The following is a 24,102-nucleotide window of genomic DNA, read 5'->3' as shown; positions in this document are numbered from 1 at the left end:
TGACTTTTTATTTGCAGGCTGAAGTAACGAGAATGCGACGCGCAGTTTTCAAACTTTCAATCCTCCAACTCACAATCCTAACTTCTTTACAATTTCTCCCAGTGCACTTCTTACAGGAGAATCTTTCGGAAGCCGTATGATCGGCTTTCCATCACAGTCATACTGATATACCTGGTCATCATGTGGTACAACGCCTAACAGTTCCAATCCCTGATTTCGGATTTCTTCCAGAGTTCCGGCATCCAGTTTTCCATCCGGAACACGATTCACGATTAATCCAGTTTTCTGTGGTTTAAAGTTTAATTCATTCATCAGCTTTGCAATACGTCCGGCTGCCTGAACACCTCTTCTGGAACAGTCACTCACAAGAATCGCAACTTCCATCATTGGCAGAATTCCTCTGCTGATGTGTTCCATACCCGCTTCGTTATCAACCACAATATATGGATAATGGCTTTGCAGTTTCTGAACCTGGGTCTGCACAAGGCCATTTACAAAACAATAGCAGCCCTGTCCCTGGGTTCGTCCCATTACCATCAAATCATAATCGTCTTCTTCTGCAATCGCATCAGAAAGACGCATTTCCAGATATGCCTGTTTTGTCATACCGGAGGGAATCTGATATCGTGGGTCTATGCCTGCCCGCTCAATTTCTTCTCTCAGCTCCCCAAGTGTGACCTCCGGCTCAACACCGAGCACTTCGTTCAAATTTGCATTTGCATCTGCATCCACCGCTAGGACCGGACGTTTTCCGCTTTCACATAAATACTGGATCAACAATCCACAAAGAGTTGTTTTTCCTACGCCGCCTTTTCCTGATACTGCAATTACATGTCCCATGTTTTTCCTCCTAAAATTCTGAACAATCTGTTGACTTTTTCTTTAAACCTCATTATAGTTGTTACTATATAAATTACAATAATCAATCTGTGAGATTTGTATGGTTACTCAACACATCAGAAAAATTGTTGAGAAATTATATGATACTAACTAATACAGGAGTATATAATGTCAGAAAAAACGAGAAAACAAGATCGCCGTACCCGCTATACCAGGCAAACCATAAAAGATACGTTCTTAGAGTTGTTAAATCAGAAAAGTTTTACGAAAATTACAGTTACAGAGATCTGCAAAAATGCTGAAATCAACCGTGGCACTTTTTATCTTCATTACTACGATATCCATGATGTATTATCAGATATTTTTAATGATATGACTCAGGATATGTTAACAACTGTAGATCATTTATTCTGTCTAAATCAAAAAAGCTGTTCCTATCCGTTCTGTCAGAAAATACAGATGGAATCACAATACAGGGCACTGTTTCTGGATGATGCAATTGCCCCTATTCTTCTGGAAAAAATAGCAGAAAATACAAAAGAAGGCTATGTGACCTGGCTTATGTCACACAGCCTCCTGACCTTTGAACAGGCAGAATCGGTTTTTTATTTTCAAATGAATGGCTGCCTTTCCATCAACAGACTGATGCTCCGCAATCACTGTAATGACTGGAAACAGATTCAGACAGTAATCGACAAATTTATCAAAGCCGGGTTGGAAAGTTTTCTGATTCATGATCAGAGAGAAGAAAAGGCTTCCGATAATTTTTGCAGCAAAATTTCTCCAACTGTTACCGCATCTTCTACACTCAGATAATGATCGGCATGATCCTGAAGAAATATTTTGCCAGATGCAGGAAATTCTTCATCTGCAAACCATATCTTTAAAGTTACCGGATATCTTGGCAGAACTGGAAAAACAGCACACAGATCCGCCTTTGTCTCTGTGAATTCTGCACCCAGGTTTTTACATGCTTTCTGAATTTTCTCAGGATCTTTATCCTGCAAAAGCTTTTCCAGTTTCTGCTCTGCAGTCCGGTCAAACTTGGTTCCCCGTATCAATCCATCTTTCAGGTTACCAAAAGTAATGAGCTTCTGTGAGCCTTCTGTGCCATCGGCCATATCCAGATAATGCAGCAATGTCAGATAATGCCATTCGTCCACGTTTGAGTTAATACGAAACTCAGGGAGTTGAATTTCAATTGTTTCATAAAAACTCAGTACTTCAAGCACATTCCGGCTGCTATGAAAAACAGCCCCGCTTTTTGCAGCAATCTCCTCTCCGGAACGATTTTGCAGCCGTTTTACTGCTGCCTGCAACATTTCCTGAAATGCACGATTTTCTGTTTGATTTTTGTATTCCATAAGTTCTCCTTTGTGAGCATTTATAGTATCTGTGTTGACTTTTCCTTTAATCTCCATTATAGTTGTAATTATATTATTTACAATCATCAAAGCATTAAAAAATGTACAGTTTATCAACACATTAAAAAGAACTGTTGAGAACTTAGGATGTTTTAAACAAACCAGAAATATTTTCATCCCAAAAACGTGAAAACAAGATCATTATATCATACTACAAGGAGTTTCTTATCATGAAATATTCAACGAAATTAAGTGATACTGTTCATGTGATGGTTCTGATTGCTATCAACCAGGAAAAATCCCTCTCCAGTGCCTCAATTGCAGAAAGTGTCCATACAAATCCCGGCTTTGTACGCCAGCTTATGTTAAAACTAAAAAAAGCTGAACTTATGACCAGTGTAGCCGGACATGCCCGTCCTTCTCTTTCAAAACCAGCCGATCAGATTACATTGCTGGATATTTATAAAGCAGTTGAAGGTGATAAACCATTGCTTCATTTAGATACTCATACCAATCCAGATTGTGGCGTTGGTATTAACATTCAGTTATCTTTGCAGGGATTTTATAATGAAATTCAAAAGGCTGCCGAAGAAAAAATGAATACGATTACTTTGCAGGATATCATAGATACCTACTATCAGCGGATATCTATAGAAAATAACTTACAGAATATTATTTAACAGGAGAACACTTTCATGTACCTTCAGCAAATACGAAATGCTACCAAAACACTGTGGGAGAAGTAGACTATGAGAAAACAATCTGGTCAAGTTCATAGCAGGGAATCTTCTGCAACTCTCCAACTGACAGTAAGTTTACTCTATCCTTAATTGCTTAAGCTGGTTGTATATGAATAAAGAATGATGTATAGTATTTGCAAGAGGCACCTTCTTTCGTAAATGTTGCAAATGTTTGTTTCGTCACTTTCATTATACAACATCAAGAATCAAGGTGTCTTTCTTTTATGCAAAATCACGAACTTGCTCATTTATAGATAAAACAATTTTATTTCAAAAGCGGTTTTTACTAAAAATACGTCTGCTGTTTTTGGTCATTATTACTATGCATTGATACCTGGTCAAATTTCTTCCGAAAACAGATGATTTCAGGAATCAACTTGTCGGCACACTCCTTTGTAGTATGTTGTCTATCTTCCATTGAAATCTCTCTTCTTTGGTGATACAATGTGCTACAATGCTTATCAAAAGTTACATCATTTTGGGGGACATTTACACTACAAAGGAGAATTTTATTTATGTTTCAGGTTTTTGTTGATTCAGCGGCAAATCTGCCTGCTGTTACTGCGAAAAAATACGATATCCATGTCGTTTCTTTCGTCAATCTTGTGAATGGAAAAGAGCTGGTCTGCTTCGACCCGGATCTGTCACCGGAAGAGGAGCTTTCAAAAGGAAAAGAATATTACAATGCCATGCGCACCGGCTGTGAAATCAAGACCGGACTGATCAGCACCGCAAATTTTGCGGATGCGTTCCGCACCGCTCTTGAGGCAGATCAGGATGTCATCTATCTTTCCTTAAGCAAAAACATCAGCGGAACTTATAACTCCGCAAGACTTGCTGCCGAGGAGCTTCTTGAGGAATACGGCGGAAAACGTAAAATCCGCCTCGTCGATTCCCTGAATGCCTCTCTTGCACAGGGCATCCTCGCCATCTATGCCAGCGAAATGCGCGATCGGGGCATGAACGTAGACGAAGCGGCAGATCTTCTGGAAACCTACGTCGGCAAAATGAACGGCATTTTCACCGTCGGCGATCTGAAATATCTTTCCCGCACCGGAAGAATCAAGGGAAGTGTCGCTGTGGTCGGAAATATGCTGAAAATCAAACCGATTCTGCGTGGAAATGAAGATGGCTATATCGTTTCTTATAAGAATGTCCGCGGACGCAAGGCCGTTTTAAATGAACTGATTCGTCTTTTCTGTGAAACGATCGAAGACCCGGAAAACCAGATCGTCGGAATCGCACATGCAGATGCCTATGAGGAATCTCTTTATATGATGGAAGAAATCCAGAAAAGAGTGAAGGTGCGTGAATTTATCAATACTTCCTACGATTACTGCACCGGAAGCCACGTCGGACCGGATACGATCGCTTTGTTCTATCTCGGAAAAGACCGCAGTCTTCTGTAAAAGGAGCAACCAGACTAACCACTGCTGTTCCACTGTATTTTTTCCGAAATTGCTGCAAACAGCGGAAATACTGTTTCTTTTTTCCATGCATAATTCCACCTGTTTTTCCACATACTACCCATACAGTACAAATTATGGAAAGTACATTGCGGAAACAGGAGGAATTTTTCATATGAAAGCGACGGGAATTGTTCGAAGGATTGATGATCTGGGGCGTGTGGTAGTTCCCAAGGAAATCCGGCGCACGATGCGGATCCGGGAGGGACAGGCCATGGAAATTTATACCGGACGGGAGGGTGAGATTATCCTGAAAAAATACTCACCGATCGAAGAGCTGGCGGAATGCGCAGCAGGGTTTACAAAATCGATTTCAACGGTGACCGGATGTCTCGTCTGTGTTTCGGATCAGGAACAGATTGTAGCGGCAAACGGGCCGGAACAGAAAAATTATCTTGGCAAGTCCATCAGCAGCCGGCTGGAGGAAGCGATTCTGAACCGGAAAACAGTACTTGCGCGTCCCGGTGAAAAGGCTTATTTTTCAATTTTGGAAAACACAGACAATACTACTCCTCTGCCGGAGCTCATTTTTCCGATTCTCTCCTCCGGTGATGCCATCGGTTCGGTCATTCTCTGCGGCAAAGACAGGGAGTCCCTGCCGGGCGATACGGAAAAGAAGCTCCTCCAGGTAGCGGCAACGTACCTCGGACGGGAAATGGAAAACTAAACAGGGGATTTATCGAAGGCAATTTATCAAAGGCTTTTTGCATCATCCGCACCGGTTATGCAAGAGGCCTTTTCCTGTTATTCTGTAATTCGAGATATTCCAATTTTATCTTGCTATTTACACCTGCATTGTCTACAATAAAAATGACGTGCACGAAAACCTTCAGCCGATACGCCCGAAGCTTTTCTGTGCCTGCTTTTATAAGCCGGGAAAAATTCCCGGAGTATCCTACATTACACAAGGAGGAATTTCCATTCATGAAATACATTGCAAAGAAATTCGGCTCTCTCCTTCTTACGCTGCTTCTTGTATCCTTTTTATCGTTCTTTGCCTTTTCCGTCATACCCGGAGATGCGGCAAAATCGCAGCTTGGCACGGAGGCGACGCCGGAGCGGATTGAGGCTCTGCAAAAGGAAATGGGACTGGATCGGCCGGTTCTGGAACGGTATGCTTCGTGGGTAACCGGCTTTTTTCATGGAGATCTCGGCACCTCGTATTCATACTCGATGCCGGTCGGAGAACTGATCCGCGATAAAGTTCCGATTACCATCGCTATCACCGTTATCGCATTCCTGATGATCCTTGTTGTCTCGATTCCCATCGGCATTTTCACAGCACAGCACGCCGGAGGCCATCTGGACCGGCTGATCATGACGATCAATCAGGTGATCATGTCTGTGCCGGGATTTTTCATCGGTATTCTGATCACGTATCTTTTCGGTCTGATTCTCAAATGGTTTCAGCCGGGCGCCTATGTGCCGATTTCTGAAAATTTTTCCGGTTTTATCGGTTATCTTGTTGCACCGTCTGCCGCCATTGCACTTCCGCGCTGTTCCATGGCTGTCAAAATGCTGCGCAGCTCTGTGCTCTCGCAGCTCGATGCCGACTATGTGCGCACCGCCTATTCCCGCGGAAACAGTACACGCCGTGTTATGTATCACCATGTGCTGAAAAACGCCCTGATTCCGGTACTGACCTTCTGGGGCATGACAATCGCAGATATTGTGGCAAACAGCATTATTCTGGAACAGGTTTTTTCGATTCCGGGCATGGGCAATCTTCTGATCACTTCGATCTCCAACCGCGATTACCCCGTGGTTCAGGGCATCCTTGTACTGATCGCCGCCCTCATTATTATCATCAATTTCGTGGTAGATCTGCTGTATGGCAGAATTGATCCGCGCATCCGCGTAAAAGACTGACGGGAGCTTTCGATCATCCGCTCCCTGCGACCGAAAGGTCGCAGGGAGCCGCCCACGACAAACGAAAGGGTTTTCATTATGAAAAAGAAACGCAATCTCACGCTGATCATCGGAGCTGTTCTCACCGCTTTTATGCTTCTGTTTCTTCTGATCGGCTTTTTCTACACACCGTACGACCCGGACGCAATGAACGGCGCAGCCAAGTTTGCTGCTCCATCTCTGTCACACCCGTTCGGCTGCGATCACTTTGGACGCGATATTTTCAGCCGCGTCTTAAAAGGAACCGGTACAACCTTCTTCGTCGCTTTCGCTACTCTGCTGCTCGGCGGAACCATTGGTGTTCTTGTCGGTGCGTTCACCGGGTATTTTGGCGGATGGATTGACGAAATCCTGATGCGCATAAACGATGTCATTGTTTCCTTTCCGGGAATCCTGCTGGCGCTGGTATTTATCGCGCTGCTTGGCCCCGGCAAATACAACGTGATCCTTGCACTCGGTATCGTATTCATTCCGAGCTTTGCACGTATCACCAGAAGCGAATTTCTCGCACGCAAAGATATGGACTATGTCAAAAGTGCCCGTCTGATGGGTGTTTCCCATCTTCGGATCATATTTGTACATATCCTGCCAAATACGGTCCCGTCCCTTCTTTCGATGGCAGCAATCGGCTTCAACAACGCCGTTCTCTCCGAGGCCGGCATGAGCTTTCTCGGCATCGGTGTCCAGCCGCCCGATGCCTCGCTTGGACGGATGCTCTCAGAATCCCAGACGTATCTGATGACTGCTCCCTGGGGCTCTGTTTTCCCCGGTCTTGCCGTCATTTTACTGGCGCTTGGCGTATCGCTCCTCGGCGACGGATTACAGAAGAAAGGCGGTAACTGATATGGCGCTTCTCGATGTACGTGACTTAAAAATTGCATTTTACGATACCACGCCACCGACCGAAGTGGTAAAAGGCATCTCCTTTTCCCTGGAAGAAGGTGAGACACTTGGCATTGTCGGGGAATCCGGTTCCGGCAAAACGCAAACAGCACTCTCCATTCTGCAGCTTTTAAAGGAAAACTCCGCCGTATCCGGCGGAGAAATTCTCTACGAAGATTCTTCCGTTGCGCACGCTTCCAGCCAGGATCTGCAGCGCATCCGCGGAAAAGAAATCAGCATGATTTTTCAGGAACCGATGACCTCTTTAAATCCGGTTCTGACCATCGAAGAACAGATTGCAGAGGGACTGCTGATCCATGAGAGCTGCACACCGGCAGAACGTCATGAAAAGGTTCTTGCCATAATGCATGAGGTCGAGCTTCCCGACCCGGAAAAGCTTTGCAAAAAATACCCTCACCAGCTCTCCGGCGGTCAGCGCCAGAGGGTGATGATCGCTGCGGCGCTTATTACAGAACCGAAGCTTCTGATTGCAGACGAGCCGACAACAGCTCTTGATGTGACGATTCAGTCGCAGATCTTAAAGCTGCTGAAAAAAATCAATGAACGCCATCACACGGCGATTCTTTTTATCTCACACGACCTCGGCGTCATCCGTTCGCTCTGTGACCGGGTCATCGTCATGAATCATGGGACGATTGTGGAATCCGGCAGTGTGGACGATGTCTTTTTCCACCCGAAGGAAGACTACACCCGCCGCCTGCTCGATGCAATTCCGAACCGACGAACATCGCTGCGAAAGCGAATCAAAATCGCTCCAACAGCTCAATGGCCGACAGGCTCTGACAAAAAAGCTGCTCCGCCTGCGGAAAAGGAGGAATAACCCATGGAAGAAATCAGTCCAAACAACATTCTGAAAGTCAGCCATATTTCTGCCTCCTATCAGGAGGGAAAGCAGAGAAAAACGGTGCTTCATGATATCTCTTTCGAGCTTCATGAAAATGAAATTCTCGGTCTCGTCGGAGAGAGCGGATGCGGAAAATCGACACTCTCCAAAGTGATCTTAGGATTTATCCGCCCAGATGAGGGCGAAATAATTTCGCAGGTCGACCATCCGCAGATGATTTTCCAGGACCCGTTTTCCTCCCTGAATCCGGCGAAGAAAATCTCCTGGATTTTAGAAGAACCGCTTCGGATGCAGAAGGTTCCGAAAGAAGAACGAAAAAAACGGGTTCTTGCGATGGCTGAAAGAGTCGGTCTCTCCGCAGAGCACCTGAAACGCCGCCCGCATGAGCTCTCCGGCGGCCAGCGCCAGAGAGTCAGCATCGCGGCCGCACTGATCCAGGGCTCACGCCTGATCCTTGCCGACGAACCGGTTTCCGCTCTCGATGTGACGATTCAGAAGCAGATCATGGAGCTGATGGTTCAGCTTCAGGAGGAGCTTCAGCTCTCGATTCTCTTTATCTCGCATGACCTCAACGTGATCTATCAGATGTGCGACCGGGTTCTCGTGATGAAAGAAGGCCGGATTGTGGAGAACGCGGAGACGGAAGAACTGTTTGCGCATCCGCAGAATGATTATACAAAGGAGCTTCTGGCGGCATCACCGGAGCTGTAGTTTTATTTCCAGCATTCTCTAAACACCCGAAGTACATTCTTGGAAAAGACCTTCTCGATCTCTTCATCGGTGAAACCGTCGTGGCTCATCACATCTGCGAGATGCTGCATATGCGCGGTGTCCGGCACATCCGTTTCACCGCTGAAACCGTCAAAATCGGTTCCAAGGCCGATGATGTCGATGCCGCCGACGTTGCGCAGATATTTCATATGGCGTACCATATCCATCGTCGATGCCTTTTTCGCCGCCGGCTCCTCGCGCAGAAACGACGGACAGAAATTGATACCGGTGACGCCGCCACGCTCTGCGAGCTGACGAATCATTTCATCTGAAAGGTTTCGCAGATGGAAGCACGCACCGCGCGCATTGGAATGAGATGCAATGACCGGACCTCTCGTATGTGCAAAAACGTCGCGGATTCCGGCATCATTTAAGTGTGATAAATCGATCACTATGCCGAGCCGCTCCATCTCCTCGACAAAGGTAATACCGGTCGGCGTCAGCCCGTTTTCAAGATCCGGAAGATATGGCTTTCCCTCTTCCTGCGCCGGGTTTGGGAATCCGAGTTCATTCGGGAAGTTCCAGGTCAGTGTGGAAATCCGCACGCCGAGATCGTACATCGTATGCAGTTTTTCAATACTTCCCTCGTAAACACCACCCTCTTCGACGGTCATCACCGCGCCTATTTTTCCTTCCTTCTGTACCTGCATCAGATCCGCATACGTTTTGATCTGACAAATGCGGTCCGGATACCGTTCCACCTCTGATTTCCAGAGATCAGCCAGCTTTCTCACATGCTCAAACGGCGTTTCGTCTTTCAGTCCCTTCAGGAACGTAAACAAAGAAAAGCACTGGCAGAGGCTGCCGCCCTTTTCCAGCTTATCCAGATTGATCTGAAGATCCGCATCCGCAAGATGCTCCTGTTTTTCCTTCCACTGCAGCGCCGGGATGGTGTCGCAGTGCATATCAATTACCTGAAACATGGCAATAATCCTCTTTTCTGTTTTTTCTCTATTCTATCATATTTCGCTGCATTCCTTCACAAAAACTGGAAGAAAACGTAAAAAACCGCCTGGCTCATGGTAAACCCATAAGGCTAGAGAAAATATATCTTTCCGGAATCGCAAAAAATTTGGGGGGTCCGCGTTTTTTCTCGAAAAAAACTTGCAAATCTCGTCTGAGATGATATACTTTTTGCATTGTGTTACTTTATGAAAGCACTGATCTTCCAAAAAAGTGCTTCTGCTTATGAAAAAGAAAGAGGTATCTATGCTCCAACTGATTGAAACCATCAACAATGCCGTGAACAATTTTATCTGGGGTGTTCCGGCTATGATCTGTATTTTCGGTGTCGGTCTTTACCTGAGTCTGCGCACCCGTTTTCTCCAGATTCGAAAATTCCCGTATGCGATCCGCACAACGCTCGGAAGAATGTTCCGCAAACGAGATGCTTCCGATGGCGCAATTACACCGTTCCAGGCGGTCTGTACAGCACTTGCCGCCACGGTCGGTACCGGTAATATTGCCGGTGTCGCCGGCGCTATCGCTATCGGCGGACCCGGTGCCGTGTTCTGGATGTGGGTTTCCGCCCTGCTCGGCATGTGTACGAAATTTGCCGAGGTAACACTGGCTGTTTTCTATCACGAGAAAAACGCCAACGGAGAACTCGTCGGCGGACCGATGTATTACATCAAAAACGGTCTCAGCAAAAAATGGCATTTTCTGGCCTATCTTTTCGCTGCTTTCGGTGTACTGACTGTGTTCGGAACCGGAAATGCAACGCAGGTCAACACCATCACAACCGCAGTCAACTCCGCACTGATGAATTACCATGTGATCTCAAAGGACGCGATCCCTACCTCCAACCTGATTCAGGGTATCATCATTGCGGCACTCGTAGCGCTGATCCTGCTCGGCGGTGTCAAACGGATCGCACAGGTAACAGAAAAGCTCGTTCCGTTTATGGCTCTGTTTTATATTGTCCTTGCCATCGGTGTAATTTTGCTGAATCTCAACCGGATTCCGTCTGTTTTCGTATCGATCCTTGAGGGCGCCTTCCGTCCCTCTGCTGTTACAGGCGGTATCGTCGGAAGCATGCTCATGAGTGTGAAAAAAGGTGTGTCCCGCGGTATTTTCTCAAACGAGGCAGGTCTTGGTACCGGTTCGATTGCGCATGCCTGTGCCGACACAAAAAAGCCGGTCAAACAGGGTATGTTCGGTATCTTTGAGGTATTTACTGATACGATCGTGATTTGTACCTTAACTGCACTTGTTATTCTCTGCAGCGGTACTTCCATCACCTACGGACAGGCTGCCGGCGCAGAGCTGACCATCAGCGGTTTTACCCTTACATACGGAAACTGGGTTTCGCTGCTCACCGCGTTCGCGATGTGCTGCTTCGCCTTTTCCACGATTCTCGGATGGGGACTTTACGGTGCACGCTGCATCGAGTTTTTATTCTCCGAAAGAATCACAAAATATTTTATGGCCGCCTATGCGCTGGTTGCCATCCTTGGCGCCACCGCAAATCTCGGCCTGATGTGGAGCATTGCCGAGACCTTCAACGGCCTCATGGCAATCCCAAACCTGATTGCGCTCTTCCTGCTTTCGGGCAAGGTTGTGGAGCTTACAAAGGAATATTTTTCCGGAGAAGGCAAAACCCGGTAAAATTCCTTTTATCGCGGCGCATTCCCTTCTTCTGTAAGAAAATCATGTAAATTTGCCTTTTCCCTTGACAATCAGATTGCTACCCCTTACACTGTTAAAAGTTTATAACATGTTTACCAAAGAGGGAAAACCGGGAGGAACTTTTGAATGGAAAAATGGAATGAAGTAAAACTGGTGCCGGAGTTTTCGGAACAGGGCGTGGACTGCTATCGCCTCGCAGGCGGCGATTATGAGAACGAATACTATGTCGTTTCCGAAGCAGAGACAAGAAAGCTTCTGAACACACCGGAGGTTGTCGGATATGAGGTTTATCACTGCCTGATTCCGTCTACTTCACAGATGCTTTATTATTTTAAAGAGCAGGGAAAGGTAACCGCAGCCAACATCCTTTCCATCCTGCGCGGCGCTTTGAATTATCCGCTGGAGGAAAGCTGCTACCGTGAGCACATTCGTGTGCATGACATCAGCTTTCTGTCAAGTGAGCGCGTCTTTAAAGAGGAAGAAATCGCAGGGCTGGAAATCAAATACAGCAAGCTGACGATGGTTCCGGGAAGCACACTTCTGATCGGCGATATCATCGCAACGGGTGAGACGCTGATCCACTGCCTGCGCTACGTAACCGATTTCTACCGTGAGCACGGTGCTTCCCTTCGTAACATTATCATCTTTACGATCGGCGGCACAACCGGAATCAAAATTCTGGAACGTCTCACAAAAGAAATCCGCGAGTTCTGGCCGGAGTTTGAAGGCTTTATCACCGTATATTACGAAGGAATCTTCAGCACCTATCAGGACAGGGGCGTATCTGGAATCAATCTGCCGGATGTCGATTTCTACTGGAAAGACGGTATCATTGCACCGGAGTTCCGAAGAGAAACGCTTTCCATGCGCGATCCGCTGTTTGAAAAATGCATCATCTACGATGGCGGTGCAAGACGCTATGAAATCCATGAGCATGTCGAGGAGGTTCTCGATTTCTGGAATAAAATGCTGGAGAGAGCCGACCGGATCGACTTCACCAGACTGCTCGAGGAGAAGCTCGGCTGCCCGCTTGGCGCATCCTACGAAGAGTGGATTCACATCAATCACTACGAAGAAATCGATGAACGTGTGACCAAATGGCTGTACCGCCAGGAAAAAGGCTATATTGCAAGCCTTGGCGATGCTACCCTGAAAGAAATTGCGGCTGAACGAATTGAAGAGTTTACCGCAGCACTTCGCAAATACATGCTGTAACAAAAAACCATTTCTTACGGTTCGCTGAATTTCGGCGAACCGTAATCACAGTTTTCAGGAGATATTATGGAAAAAGAAAAGAAAGTAAAAGATGTTGACTTCGCGGACAGCGCGGTTCCGTCTTCTGCCCGGAAAAATGTAGTAACCATGTTTATGATCATGCTTGGCTTCACCTTCTTCTCGGCAAGCATGTGGGTCGGCCAGCAGCTCGCTGACGGCCTCGATTTCTGGGGCTTTTTGGGATCACTGATCCTTGGTGGAATCATTCTTGGTATTTATACCGGTCTGCTCGGCTACGTCGGTGCAAAAACCGGTCTGTCACTTGATCTTTTGTCCCAGAGAGCCTTTGGCGAAAAAGGTTCCTATCTGCCGTCAGCCATGACCAGCTTTACGCAGATCGGATGGTTTGGTGTCGGTCTTGCCATGTTTGCAATTCCGGTTTCCAAGGAGCTGCTCGGCGGAAGCACTGCGGCACAGTGGGGACTTGTTATTCTTGCCGGCGTCTGCATGACCGCCTCTGCCTATTTTGGTATTGAATCTCTGACCATCGTCAGCTATATCGCTGTACCAAGTGTTGCCATTCTCGGAACGATCGCCATGGTCATGGCCGTAATGAGAGGCGACGGAACGATCATCGATCAGTTTGCCAAATCCAGCGGATCTCTGACTATCATCGGCGGTGCCGGTCTTGTCATCGGCTCCTTCGTTTCCGGCGGAACCGCAACTCCAAACTTCGCACGTTTTGCAAAGAATGGAAAATCTGGTGCCATCACCACGATTGTGGCCTTCTTCATCGGAAACTCTCTGATGTTCTTCTTCGGTGCCGTTTCTTCCATCTTTGTCGGTGGAAATGATATCTTTGAGGTTATGGTCCGCCTGAACCTGTTCTATCTGGCTGTTCTCGTTCTCGGTCTTAATATCTGGACTACAAACGACAACGCTCTGTATACCGCAGGTCTTGGTCTTGCCAACATCTTCCATCAGAGGAAAAAACCGATGGTTCTCCTTTCCGGTATCATCGGAACGGTTGCCTCCGTATGGCTGTACTACAACTTCTGCGGCTGGCTCAACATTCTGAATTGTACCCTGCCGCCGGTCGGCATGATTCTGGTGCTCGCCTACTTCATGAACAAAAAGGACTTTGAAACCGATCAGCCGAAGCTTAAAACCGTAGACTGGTTTGCGGTTGCCGGTGTCATTCTCGGTGCCATTGTTGCGAACCTCTTACACTGGGGCATCGCTTCCATCAACGGCATGGTTGTTGCCGCTGTATGCTACTGTGTCGGTCAGGCCGTAAACAAAAGAAAATAGGCAAAATCGTCCTGAATATGTTCCTGTATCTTATCTCCGGAACATGTTCAGGGCTTTTTATTTTTTCGGATTCGCGTTATAATATATGCATAACTCTGCATAGTTACAATTTTCGAAGCGAAAGGAAACTACCCGGATGATCCATTCCACCGTATCTGCTCCCAAAGGAGAAAAAACAAAATACCGTCTTGCCGAATCCATGAAGGAGTGCATGAAAACAACACCCGTTGAAGAGATCACCGTGCGCCAGATCTGTGAAATCTGCGGTGTTACCCGCCAGACCTTCTACCGCAATTTTCTCGACAAATACGATCTGATCAACTGGTATTTTGATAAATTACTGACGAAATCCTTCGAACATATGGGCCGCGGAACGACCGTTTTTGACAGTCTGGAAAAGAAATTTACCTATATTCAGAAAGAAAAAGCTTTTTTCGCCGCGGCCTTCCGCTACGACAAACAGAATTCTCTGCGTGAGCACGATTTCGATCTGATTCTCGCGTTCTACGAAAATCTGATTCACGAAAAAAGCGGCAGTCCGGTTTCACCGGAAATGCATTTTCTTCTCGAAATGTACTGTCAGGGTTCCATCACCATGACCGTAAAATGGGTGCTTACCGGCATGGATCTGACACCTTCCGAGTTTGCAGCTCTTCTCGTCCGGGCAATGCCGGAAGACTTAAAAAAACTGTTCCGGAATCTGCAGCTGCTCTCTTAGAGCGCGTGTCAAAGTGGGGCTTGCAGATTGCGGAAATGGTTTTTCAGACACTCTCTGGTTATTTTTCACAAATTTTGTTCTGTTGTTTTTGTCACAATGGCGATTTTTTTTAAAGTGTTACACTTCGCTTCTTCTGTCACTTTCTTTTTCCCTTCCGGATTTGTTAATATAATAACAAGTTCAGTAAAACCATTTATTCATTTTAGAAGGGAGTTTTTCAATCATGGCAAATCGTATTAATTTAAATGCAACCTCTTATCACGGAGCAGGCGCTATTGCCGAGATCGCAAATGAAGCAAAGGCACACGGCTTCAAGAAAGCTTTCGTATGCTCTGACCCGGATCTGATTAAATTCAACGTTACTTCCAAAGTAACCGATATTCTGACCGCAAACGGACTCGACTATGAGCTTTACAGCGATATCAAGCCAAACCCGACCATCGAAAACGTAAAACACGGCGTAGAAGCTTTCAAGGCATCCGGCGCTGACTATCTGATCGCCATCGGCGGCGGTTCTTCTATGGATACCTCCAAAGCAATCGGTATCATCATCGCAAACCCGGAGTTTGAGGATGTCAGAAGCCTTGAAGGCACTGCACCGACCAAAAATCCATGCGTACCGATCATCGCTGTTCCGACCACAGCCGGTACTGCTGCAGAGGTTACCATCAACTACGTTATCACAGACGTTGAAAGAAAACGTAAATTCGTATGCGTTGACCCGCACGATATGCCAATCATCGCAGTTGTTGACCCGGATATGATGTCCTCCATGCCAAAAGGACTGACCGCTTCTACCGGTATGGACGCTCTGACCCACGCAATCGAGGGTTACACCACAAAAGCTGCATGGGAAATGACTGACATGTTCCATCTCAAAGCCATCGAACTCATCTCCAAATCTCTGCGCGGTGCTGTCGCAAACACCAAAGAGGGACGCGAAGGAATGGCTCTTGGCCAGTACATCGCAGGTATGGGCTTCTCCAACGTAGGTCTTGGAATCGCTCACTCCATGGCACACACCCTTGGTGCTGTTTATGATACCCCACACGGTGTTGCATGTGCCATGATGCTTCCGATCGTTATGGAATACAACCAGGAGTGCACCGGTGAGAAATACCGCGAAATCGCACGTGCCATGGGCGTTACAGGTGTAGACGAAATGTCTCAGGAAGAGTACAGAAAAGCAGCGATTGATGCTGTTAAGAAGCTGTCCGCAGACGTTGGAATCCCATCTGTTCTCGAGGCAGTCAAAGAAGAAGATCTGCAGTTCCTTGCAGATTCCGCACACGCAGATGCCTGCGCACCGGGCAACCCGAAGGATGCAAGCGTAGAAGATCTGAAGGATCTGTTCCGCAAAATCATGGCGTAACGAACACAATTCGTTTCCCACATGCGAAGCGGATATTCGCAATCCGCTTCGCTACTTGCTCATAACTGAATAACTGCTCCGCAGTTTATCAGAAGGAGCTTGCACTCCTCCTGATACAAGCAAGTCCCCCCCACTGCTTATTGCTTTTCGCAATGGAAGCAGGGGACTTACTTGATTCGGTTAAATCACCCCGGAAAACAGAAATTTTTATCCTGTTTTCCGGGGTGATTTCTCTTTTTATTCTACTGTATTTCCGTCTGCATCCACAGTCACAGTATTGACCGTTGCATTATCGAGAACCATATTGATCATGCGCTCCATCATGATATTGCGCACTACCGTATCTTCCCCGTAATAGTCATTGGCTGCTTTCAGGAAATCTTCCTGCGACATATTGGCATTGGCTGCCTCATCGTTTAAGATCTGCTGGTAATCCTGGTCATCTGTAGTCCAGCCTTCTGCCTCTTTTACGGCATCCAGAAGAAGGGCACTTTTTGCCATCGTTCCTGCATACGTTGCTTTCTCCTGATTGTAGGTTGCTCTGTCCGCATACTGCTCCAGATAGTCGTCCAGGGAAATGCCGTAATTCTGAAGATAAGTGGTATACCGTTTATCGTAATCCTCTTCGCCAAGGGTGATATAGGATTTCGGAATTTTGTTAAACGTACAGCCGTCTGCCACCTGCTGCATCGCGTCATTCTGCAGATTATTTTCCGCTGTCGTCTCATTTGCAGCCTCCAGCTCTGCGCGTTTTCCGGCACGGTATTCCTCCACAGTGCTGTAATCTGTATTCTCTGCTACCCATGCATCGTCGAGTTCCCATCCGTCAATGTTTTCTGCCGGGCGGGTAAACGCATTTACCGTAACGGTAAACACAACGTCTTTTCCTGCCAGATCGGTACTCTGATAGCTGTCCGGGAATTTCAGGTTCAGATCCTTTGTCTCCCCCGTTTTCATTCCAACGACACCATCCTCAAATCCATCGATGAAGGTTCCGGAACCAATCACCAGATTGTAGGAATCACTGCTTCCGCCGTCAAACTCCTTGCCGTCAACTTTTCCAACATAGGCAATATCGGCGGTGTCGCCTTTTTGTACGGTGGCGTCCGGATCGTCCATGGTGACAGCTGTCTCTGCCATAATGGCCGTCTGTACGTCATCATCCGTTACCTGCTCTACTTTCTTTTCCAGTGTCAGCTTTTTGTAATCTCCAAGCGTTACACACTCTGCCGGATCAACTTCCTCATCGACAACCGGAATCCCGTCTACATCACTCGGGGAAGCGTATTCCTCAGAAGCTGTGCTGTCGGACGATGTGCTGCCTGCGCTCGACGCATCGGATGCTGAGGAAGCGCTTGTGCTGCTTGCGCTTGATACGGAACTGCTGCTTGTTGTATTGTTTTTTCCACATCCGCTCACACTGGCTGCTCCCAGTGTCATGAGCAGAAGCATGACTGCTGCTTTTCTTTTCATTCTTGAATTTTCCTCCATACTACGCCGTTCCCGGCGCGTTGTAAATCTCATTTTACCATACTTGTCTGGTAAAAAAAAGGCTGGGGCTCCGATTTTAGAAATTCTTATGATTTTCGACCGTAAAATCGCCTGGATTGCGCTAAAATGTGTTTGCGTTTTGCCGAAATCAATGTTAGAATGTTCATAGACTGGCATTGTATGTTCCGATGCCCACATTATTTTTTGCAGAGGAGGAATAGAGGGATGAAACCCTGGATTATCGTATTAATCGTATTAGCTGTCATCGCTGTCATCCTTGGTCTGCTGTATTACTTCGGTAAAAAAGCACAGACAAAACAGGCCGCACAGCAGGAACAAATGGAGGCCATGAAGCAGACGGTCTCCATGTTGATCATAGATAAGAAAAAGCTTCGCATGAAAGATTCCGGACTCCCACAGATGGTCATTGACCAGACACCGAAAATGATGCGTCGCGCAAAACTGCCGATCGTCAAAGCAAAAGTCGGTCCGAGAATCATGACCCTGATCTGCGACGCTGCTATCTTCGATCAGATCCCGGTAAAAAAAGAAGTCAAGGCTACCGTAAGCGGTATCTATATCACCGGAGTTCGCGGCATCCGCGGTTCTTTAGAGCAGCCGGCAAAGAAAAACGGCTTCTGGCAGAAAATGCTCCGCAAGGCACGCGGCGAGGAAAAATAAAATTTCATCTGAAGCAAAAAGAAACACGCTTTGCGTGTTTCTTTTTGCTTTCGCGGCAGTCGCCAAGGTCTCGTGCAAGCCCGGACTTTGGCTCGTTGCTCGCGAAAATACCCGAGTTGAATGATTTTCATTCTTCCCGGGTATTTTTTATAAATTCAGTTTTCCGCCTTCCCGCGGTCTTACCTCGATATCGATTACGCAGTCCCCCACGTAGCTGTCGTTGATGTCGAGCGCGTATTCTGCCTTCAGTAAAATCTGATCCGGCGTCTCTTTCATTCTGACCTTCGTCGCCGCAACTCCCATGTTGATCATGCCATATGGCGTATGATAAAACGAAATGTTCTTTTTATCCTCCTCAAAAATCATATGGACATCAATGAGGCCGCGCTTGCGCACCTCGAGGGCGTTTTCCGTAAATTTGATCATGTTGTGCGTCATCATATCAAAGCCTTCGGTTGCCTCGTCGTAGATCAGAAAGTGATGGCCGTTTTTCTTGTAGTACGAACCCGTCGTCATAACCTCCACCGGTTCTTGTTCGCCGGATTCCTCATCCATCAGATACTGCAGTCCGCGGATGCTGATGAGTACGTCTTTTTCCATCCTTTTCTGGTGTTCCTCTCTCTTTTCTGTATGTCGTTTTTAATAGTTTTCAATCTGTACCTGTTTCGTATCGCTGATCTGCTCCGGCAGAACGGAATGTGCGAAGGCATTGAACCGCTCCACGCCGTCGCTTGCGAAGAACTGGTATTTCTGACGGCCCAGCTCATCGTTTCCCGGATTCTCCAGATCCAGCTCCCGCAGCAGTCTGCGCAGTGCCTGTGAGGTTTCGTATGCCGGGTTGACGAGTGTTACTTTTTCTCCGGCTACTTTCCGCAGCAGAGAACGCAGCAGCGGATAGTGGGTGCATCCCATAATCAGCGTGTCGATGTCTTTATCCAGAATCTGTGCCAGATAGCGGCGCGCCACTTCCTCGGTGATCGGATCTTTTGTCCAGCCCTCTTCCACGAGCGGCACGAACAGCGGACACGGTTTTCCGTAAACGGTGATCGCCGGATCTGCCTCGGTAATAAGCTGCTGGTAGAGGCCGCTCTGAATAGTGCTCTCGGTTGCGATGACGCCGACACGCTTGTTCTGCGTCGTCTCGACGGCCATCTGTGCGCCCGGTTTTACCACGCCGATGATCGGGAGATCAATCTCTTTTTCGATCGTATCGAGTGCCAGCGCACTTGCGGTGTTGCAGGCGATGACGATTGCCTTGACCTGCTGGGTTTCCAGAAAGTGTACGATCTGGCGGGAATAACGGATGACGGTATTTTTCGATTTGGAACCGTACGGCACACGCGCGGTATCTCCAAAATATACGATTCGTTCGTCGGGCAGGTTTCGCATAATCTCACGCACTACGGTCAGTCCGCCGACACCGGAATCAAAGACGCCGATCGGCGCCTGTCTGTCTGCTTTCATACTTTCCTCCATTTTTCATCCGGCATTACTTTTTTGTCATGCCGAATGGGGTTCATTTCTATATTTAATATATCTGAATTTTTACATTTCTTTTTTCATTTCACGACCCTGGTTAAAATAGGTCGCTGATACATTATTTTAACCCGAATGGAGGAATATTGCAATCATTTCTCTTGAAAGTCTTTCGAAAAATCCGCCTAACGCCAGAAAAACCGGAACGAAATCCGGTCACTTTTCAGAATTTCGCGGTAGGCGGCGTCACTCAACAGATTCTGCAGCGGAATCCGGCTTTTTTCGACTTTTTCTGCACTTTCGCCATCCTCGTTTACGGGGCGCAGGGCATCCGAAAAGCAGATGGACGGGTACAGCATGCACCACCAGTTGTGCCCTTTGGCTCTGCCGATGTTGATCTGAAGAGCGTCGTACGTTCCGGCGGGGAGAATATAATTGCCCGTTTCTTTTTCCTCAAAACTGGCTTTTCCGTACGTTACGGTGATATCGTCAGTACTGCCTCCTGCGCGCAGCGTCTGAAGGGCGGCGGCACGGATGGAGGGCTCGTTTTCACGCAGGATTTCTTCGGTTTCTGCTTTTGTTTCGGCTCCGTGCAGGATCGTCTGCAGTTCTTCGGCAACGGCATCGCGTACCTGAAGCTTGATCTGCTGGTCGGAGGCGCAGTCGCTGTTGGCTCTTACGTGAAAGCGCACGATCTTTGCAGCGACTTCCTGCTGCAGACGGGACTCGCGGAGAAGATTGGCGGTTCCGGAAAGGATCAGCGCCGCAATGCAGACGGGGAGCCAGCGGCGGCAGAAAATTTGAAATGCCGCCTGGAATTGACTTCTATGCTGGTTCCCAAATGTATTTCGGGGCTGCGCCTGCCTGTCCCTGGATTTCTTCTGTGTCTGATTTTGATTCCGTTTCCGGCTCTGTACTTTTTTCTCATTCATATGCTGCCTCCTGTTTTTTCCAGTTTTGCCGGATTTCAAAACTTTTATACACAGACACTCACTACCCGCTCCGATATTCCATACACTTTAAACCTTTTACGGCGCTTTCGGAATCCACGGAATGCTCCTTTCGTTTTCCAACGCATAGCACAGGTCCGCCAGTGTCACCGCCTCTTTTCTTTTCACCCGGTTGTCATAAATTCCGCACAGGTACTCACCGACGGACTCCACCTGTTTTCCGTTCTGCTCCATGATATCTTCTGGTTTTTCTGCGTGAAACAGATAGGCACTGTGCCCAAGCGCACGGTCCTGTTCCAGGTACTTCAACAGTTCTTCCATCCGTCCCCGGTCACTGAGCAGTGCATCGGAAAATACAATCGCCTGGACGTGTCCGGTGTCGAGATCATATTCCTCTGTGCTGTCATATTGCTGCGCAATCTCCTCAAACGTCTCCGCTTCAAAGAACAGCGATGCGGGGTCCTCGTCGGTTCCCTCCTCCTGCTCATCCTTTCCCTGGCCGGTCACCACCGCAAGATTCGCAGGCGCATACCAGACGCGCCATTTACCGCCAGCCGTCTCCTTTTCTCCGCCGCTCTCACTGACCGCCGTCCCGGTTTCTTCCCCAGTTTCACTGTTTTCCGGCGCAGTCGCCTCTTCCGACATATAATCAAAGGCAACCGCCAGTGGATACAGCCGCTTTTCCGGCTCTACTGCCCCGCAGGATGACAGGAAAATCATACTGCCCAGCGCCAGACACACAAGCCGCAGTTTTTTCATATGCTTCTGGCAGAAGCCGAGCAGCACCGTGATGGCAAGGAAAAACGGAAAGTAACCGTATCGGACCGACCAGCCGCTTTCCGCGCATGACAGCAGCCATATAAAAAGCACTGTACCGATCTGTACATAGAGATTCTGCGGTTTCCACAGTCCCGTCTTCTCTCCGATCAGCGATACGTAAAACAGCAGACTTCCCAGTGTGAACAGCAGTCCCATCAAAAGAAATGCCATCCACAGAATATCAAACCGCTCCAGAAATCCACCTGGCAGGCTCGTTCCTGCCATTAACAGTAAGAGCGGGTCCTGCGCCGCAGCCGTGCCGCGCCGGCCGAAAACGCCGAGCAGCGCCATGCTTCCTGCAATTACAAGAAGCCCCGTTTTCCAGATACTCTGCGTCACCGGAAGAATGACACTCCTGTGCTCTTTCTGCACATGCCCCAGTAAAAACGGCAGCAGCGCAATCGGTGTTCCATTTTCCAGTGTTCTCCACACATTCCACCCAAAAAGTATTCCGTTATCCACAATTTCAACAGACTTTGCTGTCTTCCAGGCATCCTCAAACGAGGAAAAATGCATCTGCGGAACCGTCAGCAGAAGCAGAATCAAAATCCCGCCCACAATCCACGGATAGAGTGCTTCCGCCAGCCGTCCTCTTTTCTGTACTTCACTGCCGACACCAAACCCGGCCGCCGCGAGCAGAAACAGTCCGCAGAGCTCCTGCGGTACACCCGCTGTCAGATACGCGGCGGCAAGCTCTGCCATTCTGCGAAGCAGTGTTCCGCCGAGGAAAAGCAGATAACACAGATACATCACTGCCAGAAGGAGTTTCCCAGCCTTTCCCATCACGCTTTCCAGGCGGCAGTAAAGCCCGCCAAGGCGCACGAGATAAATGCACCACACCGCCAGCAGCCCATATCCAACGAAAATCCCTGCCATACCGGGCAGGCCGTCCGATGCGCCGTACGCTGCGAGCTGCCAGAACGCCGGGCAGAGCAGAACGAGCACGATCTGGCGTTCCATCTGGCGCTGTGAAATTCTGTCATTTTCCGAAAACATGCGTCACTCTCCCCTTTCCTGTTTTTCTTCCGGCTCCGCAGCTTTTCTGTTTTTCCGCAGCCGCACTCTCTGATTGCGCTTTGTAAAGACCGGCCGCTCCCGCATCTGATGCAGCGGCGGCCGCCATACGGAATCCTTCGGCGCATGGTAGCCCGCAAGTCCTTTCCCGACGAACGGCATCAGATAGGGAATGCCAAAACTCGTAAGCCCGGCAAGATGACCCGCGAGAAGAAACGTGCCGAGCACCATGCCGAAAATGCCGATCCATCCGCCGAGCAAAATGAAGCCGAACTTCAGCAGCCGGAACGGCGCACCAAACTCTTCGTTCGGAATCGCCAGCGAACAGAGCGCCGAAACCGCAACCACAACGACGGTCATCGGGCTCACCAGATTGGCGGAAACCGCTGCATCTCCGATGATCAGCCCGCCCACAATTCCGATCGTCCCGCCAAGCGGCCCCGGCATGCGCACACCGGCCTCGCGGATCAGTTCAAAAGCAAATTCCATCAGAAGAATTTCCAGAATGCCGGGGAACGGAACGCCTTTCCGCGCTTCGGCGAACGCCAGCAGGAGTTTGGTCGGAAGCACCTGTGTGTGAAAGCCCGTGACAGCCAGGTATCCGCCCGAAATCCACAGGGCGAGAAAGACCGCCGCATACCGCAGCAGCCGCTCAAATGAGACGATCAGAAAATGATGATACCGGTCCTCACTGACCTTTAAAAAGCTGTCAAATGATGCCGGGAAGAGAATCCCGACCGGGGAATTATCACATAAAAGCAGGATTCTTCCGTCCAGAATCTCCATCGCCGCGCGGTCCGGCCGTTCAGTCGTCTCGAAGCGCGGGAACGGCGATTTCCACTGCGGTCCGCAGAGCTGCTCGACCATGCCGCTGTCAAAAACGCCGTCCACCTCCCAGCCGGCAATCTGCTGTTTTACCTCTTCCAGAAATTTCGGATAAATCAGCTCTTTCTCATACACCAGAGCCAGAACCGTATCAGAACGCGCACCAAAATGTATCTCCTCCACTTTCAGATCGGTGGTCCGCAGACGCTTGCGGACGAGTGCCGTATTGGTTTTGACGGAATCGGAAAAGCCCTCGTTTGAGCCGCGCAGCACTTTCTCGGACTCGGCTTTCTGGACTCCCATATTTGGATATCCCTTCGAACCGATTTTGACGGCGCAGTCGTAACCGTCCACAAAGAGAACGGCGTTTCCCGCCAGCATCGAGGCAAAGGCATCCTCGAGGGTGTCAAATTCCAGCGTGTCCGAAATTCCGAGCTGATTTTCCGAGAGAACCCCCGGGATATCTGCCTCGGGAACCTCCATCAGACGGTTCAACAGCTTCCCGATCACGGAATCCTTCAACATAACGCAGCTCACCGCCACTTCTACGTAGATCAGCAGCGCACCGGTTCCGCCCGTTTTGCCGAGTTTCATCGGGCGGATCTGAATATCATCGCAATTTTCACACCATGTACGGATCACGCTTTCATTTTCCGCCAGTGTGAGTGAAATCTGCGTCTTCTCTTCTTCCATGCCTGCGTCCCTCCTTCTCCTCCTTTTGAAAGCTTCCGAAAAACCATCTGGAGAAATATACTCTGCAAAATTC

23 protein-coding genes are annotated in these 24,102 nt (G+C 48.4%); 14 read left to right on the top strand and 9 right to left on the bottom strand.

Annotated features, from left to right (window positions below; translation table 11 throughout):
- Positions 1-69: 69 nt before the first annotated feature.
- The gene (locus DWX00_RS11370; RefSeq protein WP_117762263.1) at positions 70-840 is read right to left on the bottom strand and encodes an ATP-binding protein; all 771 of its coding nucleotides are present in this window, start codon (positions 838-840) and stop codon (positions 70-72) included.
- Between the two features lie 168 nt (positions 841-1,008).
- Here DWX00_RS11370 and DWX00_RS11365 point away from each other — a divergent pair, with 168 nt between their 5' ends.
- Complete coding sequence (locus DWX00_RS11365; protein WP_019162593.1) at positions 1,009-1,656, top strand: TetR/AcrR family transcriptional regulator; 648 nt, start codon at positions 1,009-1,011, stop codon at positions 1,654-1,656.
- Here DWX00_RS11365 and DWX00_RS11360 read toward each other — a convergent pair.
- Positions 1,578-2,204: a DUF3786 domain-containing protein gene (locus tag DWX00_RS11360; RefSeq protein WP_055226247.1), complete on the bottom strand. Its 627-nt coding sequence runs from the start codon at positions 2,202-2,204 to the stop codon at positions 1,578-1,580. The genes DWX00_RS11365 and DWX00_RS11360 overlap by 79 nt on opposite strands.
- A 230-nt stretch (positions 2,205-2,434) precedes the next feature.
- Here DWX00_RS11360 and DWX00_RS11355 point away from each other — a divergent pair, with 230 nt between their 5' ends.
- The 7 genes from DWX00_RS11355 to DWX00_RS11320 all read left to right on the top strand — a co-directional run bounded on the left by DWX00_RS11355 (position 2,435) and on the right by DWX00_RS11320 (position 8,776).
- Complete coding sequence (locus tag DWX00_RS11355) at positions 2,435-2,884, top strand: Rrf2 family transcriptional regulator (protein ID WP_055221751.1); 450 nt, start codon at positions 2,435-2,437, stop codon at positions 2,882-2,884.
- A gap of 575 nt (positions 2,885-3,459) precedes the next feature.
- Positions 3,460-4,353 (top strand): DegV family protein, encoded by an 894-nt coding sequence (locus tag DWX00_RS11350; protein WP_118595257.1) that lies wholly within the window; start codon positions 3,460-3,462, stop codon positions 4,351-4,353.
- 172 nt (positions 4,354-4,525) lie between these two features.
- The gene (locus DWX00_RS11345; RefSeq protein WP_055221761.1) at positions 4,526-5,077 is read left to right on the top strand and encodes a stage V sporulation T C-terminal domain-containing protein; all 552 of its coding nucleotides are present in this window, start codon (positions 4,526-4,528) and stop codon (positions 5,075-5,077) included.
- Between the two features lie 257 nt (positions 5,078-5,334).
- Positions 5,335-6,279 (top strand): ABC transporter permease, encoded by a 945-nt coding sequence (locus DWX00_RS11335; protein WP_022462693.1) that lies wholly within the window; start codon positions 5,335-5,337, stop codon positions 6,277-6,279.
- A 78-nt stretch (positions 6,280-6,357) separates the two neighbouring features.
- Complete coding sequence (locus DWX00_RS11330; protein ID WP_022462692.1) at positions 6,358-7,161, top strand: ABC transporter permease; 804 nt, start codon at positions 6,358-6,360, stop codon at positions 7,159-7,161.
- Between the two features lies 1 nt (position 7,162).
- Entirely contained in the window at positions 7,163-8,041 is an 879-nt protein-coding gene (locus DWX00_RS11325) for an ATP-binding cassette domain-containing protein (protein WP_118595256.1), read from the top strand.
- A 3-nt stretch (positions 8,042-8,044) separates the two neighbouring features.
- On the top strand, positions 8,045-8,776 hold the full coding sequence (locus DWX00_RS11320; protein ID WP_117510043.1) for an ABC transporter ATP-binding protein: 732 nt from the start codon (positions 8,045-8,047) through the stop codon (positions 8,774-8,776).
- A 2-nt stretch (positions 8,777-8,778) separates the two neighbouring features.
- Here DWX00_RS11320 and DWX00_RS11315 read toward each other — a convergent pair whose 3' ends face one another.
- Positions 8,779-9,759 (bottom strand): dipeptidase, encoded by a 981-nt coding sequence (locus DWX00_RS11315; protein WP_117804456.1) that lies wholly within the window; start codon positions 9,757-9,759, stop codon positions 8,779-8,781.
- 286 nt (positions 9,760-10,045) lie between these two features.
- Between DWX00_RS11315 and DWX00_RS11310 the strand changes: the two genes are divergently transcribed.
- The 5 genes from DWX00_RS11310 (at position 10,046) to fucO (ending at position 16,080) form a co-directional block, all read left to right on the top strand.
- On the top strand, positions 10,046-11,443 hold the full coding sequence (locus DWX00_RS11310; protein ID WP_055267140.1) for an alanine/glycine:cation symporter family protein: 1,398 nt from the start codon (positions 10,046-10,048) through the stop codon (positions 11,441-11,443).
- 147 nt (positions 11,444-11,590) lie between these two features.
- Positions 11,591-12,679 (top strand): hypothetical protein, encoded by a 1,089-nt coding sequence (locus DWX00_RS11305; RefSeq protein ID WP_117801845.1) that lies wholly within the window; start codon positions 11,591-11,593, stop codon positions 12,677-12,679.
- A 66-nt stretch (positions 12,680-12,745) separates the two neighbouring features.
- Positions 12,746-13,990 carry a cytosine permease gene (gene codB / locus DWX00_RS11300; protein WP_118595255.1) on the top strand — a complete coding sequence of 415 codons (1,245 nt, stop codon included), beginning with the start codon at positions 12,746-12,748 and terminating at the stop codon, positions 13,988-13,990.
- A gap of 136 nt (positions 13,991-14,126) precedes the next feature.
- Positions 14,127-14,708 (top strand): TetR/AcrR family transcriptional regulator C-terminal domain-containing protein, encoded by a 582-nt coding sequence (locus tag DWX00_RS11295; protein ID WP_022462686.1) that lies wholly within the window; start codon positions 14,127-14,129, stop codon positions 14,706-14,708.
- Positions 14,709-14,931: 223 nt separating this feature from the next.
- Entirely contained in the window at positions 14,932-16,080 is a 1,149-nt protein-coding gene (fucO, locus tag DWX00_RS11290; protein WP_055226239.1) for a lactaldehyde reductase, read from the top strand.
- A gap of 237 nt (positions 16,081-16,317) precedes the next feature.
- Here the strand turns inward: fucO and tig are convergent, their stop codons facing one another.
- Positions 16,318-17,553, bottom strand: a complete 1,236-nt coding sequence (tig, locus tag DWX00_RS11285; RefSeq protein WP_158578810.1) for a trigger factor — start codon at positions 17,551-17,553, stop codon at positions 16,318-16,320.
- A 243-nt stretch (positions 17,554-17,796) separates the two neighbouring features.
- Between tig and DWX00_RS11280 the strand changes: the two genes are divergently transcribed.
- Entirely contained in the window at positions 17,797-18,252 is a 456-nt protein-coding gene (locus tag DWX00_RS11280; RefSeq protein ID WP_117510035.1) for a hypothetical protein, read from the top strand.
- A gap of 147 nt (positions 18,253-18,399) precedes the next feature.
- Here DWX00_RS11280 and DWX00_RS11275 read toward each other — a convergent pair whose 3' ends face one another.
- The 5 genes from DWX00_RS11275 to DWX00_RS11255 all read right to left on the bottom strand — a co-directional run bounded on the left by DWX00_RS11275 (position 18,400) and on the right by DWX00_RS11255 (position 24,029).
- The gene (locus DWX00_RS11275; RefSeq protein WP_022462143.1) at positions 18,400-18,852 is read right to left on the bottom strand and encodes a DUF1934 domain-containing protein; all 453 of its coding nucleotides are present in this window, start codon (positions 18,850-18,852) and stop codon (positions 18,400-18,402) included.
- A 39-nt stretch (positions 18,853-18,891) separates the two neighbouring features.
- Complete coding sequence (gene murI, locus DWX00_RS11270; RefSeq protein ID WP_118595253.1) at positions 18,892-19,716, bottom strand: glutamate racemase; 825 nt, start codon at positions 19,714-19,716, stop codon at positions 18,892-18,894.
- Between the two features lie 197 nt (positions 19,717-19,913).
- The gene (gene spoIIR / locus DWX00_RS11265; protein ID WP_117510034.1) at positions 19,914-20,660 is read right to left on the bottom strand and encodes a stage II sporulation protein R; all 747 of its coding nucleotides are present in this window, start codon (positions 20,658-20,660) and stop codon (positions 19,914-19,916) included.
- Between the two features lie 96 nt (positions 20,661-20,756).
- Positions 20,757-22,493, bottom strand: coding sequence for a GerAB/ArcD/ProY family transporter (locus DWX00_RS11260; RefSeq protein ID WP_118595252.1), 1,737 nt, complete (start codon positions 22,491-22,493; stop codon positions 20,757-20,759).
- Positions 22,494-22,496: 3 nt separating this feature from the next.
- A complete protein-coding gene (locus tag DWX00_RS11255) occupies positions 22,497-24,029 on the bottom strand; it encodes a spore germination protein (RefSeq protein WP_118595251.1) in 1,533 nt (510 codons plus the stop codon).
- Positions 24,030-24,102 lie beyond the last annotated feature (73 nt).

This window comes from Blautia sp. AF17-9LB (assembly GCF_003479185.1).
Classification (GTDB): domain Bacteria; phylum Bacillota; class Clostridia; order Lachnospirales; family Lachnospiraceae; genus Fusicatenibacter; species Fusicatenibacter saccharivorans.
Note: the sequence above shows the minus strand (reverse complement) of the source record. Positions and strands in the feature narration are given on the sequence as shown.